We start from the raw sequence: 6,312 nt of genomic DNA, 5'->3' as shown, positions 1-6,312 counted from the left end.
TTAAAATTTACAAACGGCATCGTCGGTCGGAAATTTTATAAGCGGTTTTCGAAGAAAACTGCGCATAAAGCCTTCCGACTCGCTCGCTCGAGTTGTTCCTAGCCAGTTAGTCTGGCTACCCTCCGGTTTTTTCGAAACCGGCAAACTCTTGTCATTTATCAGCAGAATCATCTGCCGTTGAATTGACTATGGGTTGTAAGTTTTCATTCACTATTCTATTTTCAATGTTCAGAGCGCATCTCACAGCGCAGGATTTATTCTATCAAATAGAACTGTACTTGTCAACACTTTTTTCTGTTTTTTTCAAAAACTTTTTTGAACGCCCCTTTATCCTTCCAGAACCACTTCCCGGAAGACTTCGCCAATATTTTCCGCGATCACCAGATCCGCCTTTTTATCCAGCGATGTAGCCGATTTATTGATGAGCACCAGATACTTCCCACGGAAATACTGCAGCAGTCCCGCCGCCGGATATACATTCAAGCTGGTGCCTCCCACAATCAGCATCTGCGCCTGAGAAATCTTTTCCAGCGCCTCCTCCATGGTATCCTGATTCAGCCCTTCCTCATACAGCACCACATCCGGGCGCACCACACCGCCGCAGGCGTCACACCGTGTAACGCCCTCATCCTTCGTCACGTATTCCAAATCAAATTGTTTCCCGCATTTCAGGCAGTAATTCCGGTACAGCGTCCCATGGAGTTCCAGCACCTTTTTGCTGCCTGCCTTCTGGTGCAGGTCGTCAATATTCTGGGTCACCACCGCTTTCAGTTTCCCCATTTCCTCCAGCTTGGCCAATGCCTTATGACAGTCATTGGGCTTTGCGTCGGGATAGAGCAAGTTCTTCTTATAATATTGGAAAAAAATCTCCGGATGAGCCACAAAGAAGGAATGGCTCAAAATAATCTCCGGGCGATAGCCATATTCGCTGATGGCGGAAAAAATACCGTTTTCGCTGCGGAAATCCGGGATACCGCTTTCCGTAGACACTCCCGCGCCGCCGAAAAAGACAATATTGTCACATTCCTCGATCCATTGTTTCAGCTGCATTCTTTTTTCATTCATGGAATTCGCTCCTTTCCCACAAAAAAGCACGCTCCGCCTGCCGCGAAACGTGCTTTCCTTTTTTTATTCCAGTTCCAGGTTCACCGGCTCTTCTACCGCCGCCGGGATCTCTCCCAAAACAGGCAGGTCGTAGTGTGCCCGCACCTTATTTTCAATTTCTCTGCACATTTCGGGATGCTCCTTCAGGAAGGTCTTGGCATTTTCTCTGCCCTGTCCGATCCTGGTCTCACCATAAGCATACCATGCGCCGCTCTTATTGACAATATCCACATCCGCCGCCAGATCCAGAATATCGCCTTCTTTAGAAATGCCTTTGCCATAGACAATATCAAATTCCGCCGTTTTAAAAGGAGGCGCTACCTTGTTCTTGGCGATCTTCACCTTTACACGGTTACCAACCAGCTCTGTACCCTGCTTCAAAACGTCAATCTTCCGAATATCAATACGGATAGAAGCATAGAACTTCAAAGCACGGCCGCCGGTAGTGGTTTCCGGATTGCCAAAGGTCACACCGATCTTTTCCCGCAGCTGGTTAATAAATACCACTGTACAGTTGGACTTATTGGTAATACCCGTCAGTTTCCGCAGCGCCTGACTCATAAGTCTGGCCTGAAGGCCCATATGGGAATCCCCCATTTCCCCTTCGATCTCCGCCCGAGGCACCAGTGCCGCCACAGAGTCCACAATGACAATATCAATGGCACCGCTGCGAACCATAGTCTCCGCAATCTCCAGCGCCTGTTCCCCGTCATCAGGCTGGGAAATATACAGATTATCAATGTCTACCCCCAATGCCTTGGCATAGGTCGGGTCCATGGCGTGTTCCGCGTCGATATAGCCAGCGATGCCGCCGCTTTTCTGCACCTCCGCTACCATATGCAGAGCTACCGTGGTTTTACCGGAAGATTCCGGACCATACACCTCGATGATTCTGCCTTTTGGCACGCCGCCTACACCCAAAGCGATATCCAGGCTCAAAGACCCGGTAGGAGTTACCTCTACATTCATTTTGGCGCTGTCATCGCCCAGCTTCATAACCGCGCCCTTGCCGAACTGTTTCTCGATCTGGCTCAGCGCCGCATCCAAAGCCTTTTGTCTATCTTCAAATTTATTATCTTCCTTCGCTGTTTTTCCCGCTGCCATTGTGCAACCACCTTTCCAAAAAATCGAACTTATGTTCTTATTTTAATGTATCTCCTCTGTCCTGTCAACAGGTTTTTTCTTTCTGCCCAAAGGCGCCTCTGCCAAAAGCACTGCGCCGAAGATAATCACGCAGCCCACATATCCCCGCAAAGTCAGCCGCTCGCCGTAAAGCGCCGCCGAAAGAATGGCGGCAAAAATAGACTCTGTTGTAATGATAAGGGCCGTCTTATTGGCAGAAGTATATCGCTGGCCCAAAGACTGCAAAACAAAGTATATGCCTGTGCAGAACACGCCGGCATACAGGAAATTCCCCACTGCGCCTATGGATAAAGGCGGGATCGTTCCGCCCAGAAACAGCACAATCAGAAATGAGATCACCGTTACAGTGGCGTTTTCCACCAGTGCGATCCGCACAGAATCACATTTCGCCAGCATCTTTCCCATAAAGGCCATCTGTAAAGAAAAGGCGATGGACGCCCCAAAGGACAGTACCGCCCCCAGATCCAGCCGCAGACCATCAGTCACAGACAGCAAAGCCACACCCACCACTGTCAGCAGTGCCGCCAGCACCACCGCCGGTGTAGGTTTCTGCCGAAAGGCTACCCAGCAGATCAGCGGCACCACTACCGCCTGGGTATTGCATAAAAAAGCATTGACGGAGGGGGTGGTATACTGTAATCCCAGCGTCAGCAGCAGGAAGGTGGCCGCCAGCAGCACACCTAAAAAACTGCCTGCCTTTCCTTCCTCTTTCGTAATTTTGGGCACCTGCTTCCAGTAAAAAAGACCCAGACAGACCGTCGCCACCAAAAACCGGCCGAACATAATATGATAGGTGGAATACCCCCAGTCCAGAAGATATTTCACACTGATGAATCCGCCGCCGCCAATGGCCGCCGCCAGCAGCAGCATCCAGTCTCCCTTATGCTTCATGCTGCAGTTCCTTCCGCAGCAAATCCAGCGCGTACATGGCCGCCCGCTCCCGGATCTGGTTCCGCTTTCCTGTATAATGATATTCCACAGTTTTGACCTGTCCGTTCACAAAAAGGCCAATATAAACCAGTCCCACCGGTTTCTCCTCTGTCCCGCCGCTGGGGCCGGCAATGCCCGTAGTGGCAACGCCGATATCCGCGCCGCTGTTTTTCGCAGCGCCTTCCGCCATTTCCGCCGCCGTTTCATGGCTGACAGCGCCGTATTTCTCCAGCGTTTCCACCTTTACGCCCAGCCGGCGCATTTTGGCCTCATTGGAATAGGTCACACAGCCCTCCAGCAATACCTCGGAGATACCGGGATACTCTACCAAAGCGGAGGTCACCAGACCGCCGGTGCAGGATTCCGCTACGGCAATGGTCTTTTTCTGTGCCAGCAGCAGCTCCGCCACTACCGTCTGCATATTGGTTTCTCCCTCAGCGTAGACCGCATTCCCCAGTCTTTCCTTCAAAGCCGCCTTTACAGGAGCAATGAGCCCATGGGCCTCTTCCTCCGTTTTGGCCTTCGCCGTGATCCGCAGGATGGATTCCCCATATTTCGCGTAGGGCGCGATGGTAGGGTTGGTCTGGGCGTCAATGATGTCCTTTACCAACGTTTCCATGGCGCTTTCCCCAACACTGGCCACCCGCAAAATCTCCGAAACAAAGGTATATTCCTGCTTCGCCAGAAGATACGGCTTTACCTGATTTTCAAACATAGGTACCGTTTCTCTGGGCGGTCCCGGCAGCATGGCGATAATCTTGCCGTTTTTCTCCATAATGATGCCCGGCGCGGTACCGTTGTCATTGTAAAGCACAACGCCGTGTTCCTTAGGCACCATGGCCTGCTTCCGGTTGTTCTCCGTCATGACTCTGCCGGTGCGCTTGAAATATTTTTCGATCCGTTTCAAAGCTCTCTCGTCCAGCACCAGTTCTTCCCCGAAATATTCCGCCGCCGTCTCCTTGGTCAGATCGTCCTCCGTAGGCCCCAGCCCGCCGGTGGTAATAATCAGGTCTGCCCGGGAAAAGGCCTGGAAAATCGTATCCTTCAGCCGCTTGGGGTTATCCCCTACCACGGTCTGAAAATAGACCTCAATCCCCAGCTGTGCCAGTTCCTTGGACAAATACTGGGCGTTTGTATTCAAAATATCCCCCAAAAGGATCTCTGTTCCTACCGCGATAATTTCCGCTTTCAATGAAATACGCCTCCTGTGTTAACTCCTGTTTTTATATGTCTCCATCACTTCTTTGTAATGGTCCGGGTCCGTGTTTCCTTCCGTACTGATGCAAAGAACCACCGCATCCTCCTTCAAGCCCAGATGCGCCCGCAGTTCCGCCAGCTCCGCATTTGTCATGATTTCCCAAAGCAAGCCCACGCCCACAGCGCCGGATTCTCCCGATACAACCACTGGATCACTGCCCTGAGGCAGGCCCAGCGCCGCCATCCCCTGCTCTGTCACAAAATCCGGACAGGCCGCGTAAGCCGCAGGAAAATCCCGCAGGGTTGGATAAGTCACCAGACAGGGCTCAGCACAGTTCAGCCCCGCCATCACCGTTTCACAGCTGCCTGTGGAAGGGTGCGGGTTCCCATCATTGACTCTGGCGGACTCAAAAATGCAGGCCACCGTATCCGGCTCCGCGATCACGGTCTTTGGCAGTTTTTCTCCATAATGATTGGCGAAATACCCCAGCACGCCTCCGGCAAAGGCGCCGACTCCCGCCTGCAAAAACAGCACATCCGGGGCGGATACACCTGCTTCCTCCAACTGCTGTGCCGCCTCCTTCGCCAAAGTGGAATATCCCTGCACAATATAAGTGGGAATATCCATATATCCTTCCCATGCCGTATCCTGCACCATGGTCCAGCCGTTTTTTCTGGCTCTCTCGTCCGCCATACGCACTGTATCGTCGTAGAAGCAGTCCGTCACCAGCACTTCCTCGGCGCCGATCTCCCGGATGGCCTCCGCCCGACATTCCACTGTGCCTTTGGGCATATAAACATAGGCTTTGCAGCCAAATTTTCTCGCCGCCCAGGCCACCCCCTTGCCATGGTTGCCGTCTGTGGCCGTAATAAAGACCATGTCCTTGATCTTTTCCTTGTTTTCCTCTGTGCAGATTTCTTCAAAAGATGTCAGAGGAACCCCCAGTTTCTCGCAAATGACCTTGGATACAGCATAAATGCCGCCCAGCCCTTTAAAGGCATTCAGTCCAAACCGTTTCGATTCATCTTTGACAAAGATCCGGCCCACGCCCAGCTTTTTTGCCAGCTCCGGCAGCTCCGCCAAAGGGGTTGCCTCATATCCCGGCACAGAGGCGTGAAAAGCGGCTATACACTCCACCACGTCCTCCGCCAGAAAATCCGGCGGCACCGCACCTACCGTTTTTTCCTTTTCTATTACACCGATGCCGTTTTTCGTCCATGTGATCTTCCGTTCCATATTCCGCCTCCTCTGGAAAGATTTTCTCGTTTCATTGTACCGAAAACCATTAGAAAAAGCAATTTGAAATGCAAAAGACCGGAAACCTCCGCCTTGAGGTCTCCGGCCCTGTTCAGGAACGCACACACTGTGTGTAAACTTCCAGTATTTCCTTCCGCTTTTCTTCCGGCACCTGCCAAATGGTCTTTAAAGGCAGCGGCTCCGCCCGCTCGATCAGTGTCTTTTCCAGCCACAGCAGGGACAGCCATTGTCCTTTTTTATAGGCACATCTGGGAAACAACGCCGTTTTCTCATAGCCCATCACCTCATGGAGCCGTCTGCTGGCTTCGTTGGAAGCTTCAATGCAGCCATAGAGTTTTTCTACATTCTGCAAAAACAGCAGTTCCTCCAAAGCCCTATAAAACGCCTTGCCCAGCCCCCTTTTTTGTGCCTGAGGCGCCAGATAAACGGATAATTCCGCCCCCCACTGGGAGGCCGCCCGCACCATAAACTGATGGGCATAGGCATAGCCTGTGATCTTTCCCTGTTCCTCATAGACCAGATAAGGGTATTTTTCCAGTATCTCCCGAATCCGCCCCGCGAAATCCGCTTCCGACGGCACCACATACTCAAAGGTCACTGTGGTATTTCGGATGTATTGGCTGTAAATTTCCAAAATCTCTTTTGTATCGGCCACCGTGGCCATTCGCATTTTTCCCATA

6 protein-coding genes are annotated in these 6,312 nt (G+C 51.9%); all 6 read right to left on the bottom strand.

Annotated features, from left to right (window positions below; translation table 11 throughout):
- Positions 1 to 327 precede the first annotated feature (327 nt).
- The 6 genes from H9X84_RS09440 to H9X84_RS09415 all read right to left on the bottom strand — a co-directional run bounded on the left by H9X84_RS09440 (position 328) and on the right by H9X84_RS09415 (position 6,311).
- The gene (locus H9X84_RS09440) at positions 328 to 1,065 is read right to left on the bottom strand and encodes an NAD-dependent protein deacylase (RefSeq protein WP_205133879.1); all 738 of its coding nucleotides are present in this window, start codon (positions 1,063 to 1,065) and stop codon (positions 328 to 330) included.
- Positions 1,066 to 1,128: 63 nt separating this feature from the next.
- On the bottom strand, positions 1,129 to 2,208 hold the full coding sequence (gene recA, locus H9X84_RS09435) for a recombinase RecA (protein WP_205133880.1): 1,080 nt from the start codon (positions 2,206 to 2,208) through the stop codon (positions 1,129 to 1,131).
- 42 nt (positions 2,209 to 2,250) lie between these two features.
- On the bottom strand, positions 2,251 to 3,138 hold the full coding sequence (locus tag H9X84_RS09430; protein WP_205133881.1) for a DMT family transporter: 888 nt from the start codon (positions 3,136 to 3,138) through the stop codon (positions 2,251 to 2,253).
- Positions 3,128 to 4,369, bottom strand: coding sequence for a competence/damage-inducible protein A (locus H9X84_RS09425; protein WP_205133882.1), 1,242 nt, complete (start codon positions 4,367 to 4,369; stop codon positions 3,128 to 3,130). The genes H9X84_RS09430 and H9X84_RS09425 overlap by 11 nt, the downstream gene beginning before the upstream one ends.
- Before the next feature lie 18 nt (positions 4,370 to 4,387).
- Positions 4,388 to 5,611, bottom strand: coding sequence for a diaminopropionate ammonia-lyase (locus H9X84_RS09420; RefSeq protein WP_205133883.1), 1,224 nt, complete (start codon positions 5,609 to 5,611; stop codon positions 4,388 to 4,390).
- 112 nt (positions 5,612 to 5,723) lie between these two features.
- The gene (locus tag H9X84_RS09415; protein WP_205133884.1) at positions 5,724 to 6,311 is read right to left on the bottom strand and encodes a GNAT family N-acetyltransferase; all 588 of its coding nucleotides are present in this window, start codon (positions 6,309 to 6,311) and stop codon (positions 5,724 to 5,726) included.
- Between the last annotated feature and the right edge of the window lies 1 nt (position 6,312).

Source organism: Anaerotignum lactatifermentans (assembly GCF_016902535.1).
GTDB lineage: Bacteria > Bacillota > Clostridia > Lachnospirales > Anaerotignaceae > Anaerotignum > Anaerotignum lactatifermentans_A.
This window is presented reverse-complemented; position numbering and strand designations above follow the sequence as displayed.